General features: G+C 61.3%; 1 pseudogene. It reads right to left on the bottom strand.

The annotated features are described in order from the left end of the window. Positions 1 to 209, bottom strand: a pseudogene (locus tag AC0IYH_RS30525) (transposase); the annotation flags it as partial. Positions 210 to 315 lie beyond the last annotated feature (106 nt).

Raw genomic sequence — 315 nt, 5'->3', positions numbered from 1 at the left:
GTTGTACAGCGTCCTCTCGACTGCGCTCGAGACAGGCTTGTGTGGACCTAGGCGCTCGGTGCATCACACCAGCGCAGTCCGTTGCGATTGACGAAGACGATGCCACTCAGCACCCGCCGGTCATCGACCCGCGGCTTGCCATGGCTCTTGGGGAAGTACGGCTGCAGGCGCGTCATCTGCTCATCCGTCAACCAGTACAGGTCGCTCATCCACGGTCTCCTTGCGGAGCCTGAATCAGATCGCGACGCTCACATCAATGGGTCCTGACCCTAAGGCGTTCCATCATGCAGGCCGCAACAGGCCGCGTGATTGGTG

It is taken from the genome of Pseudomonas sp. AC463 (assembly GCF_979253585.1).
Note: the sequence above shows the minus strand (reverse complement) of the source record. Positions and strands in the feature narration are given on the sequence as shown.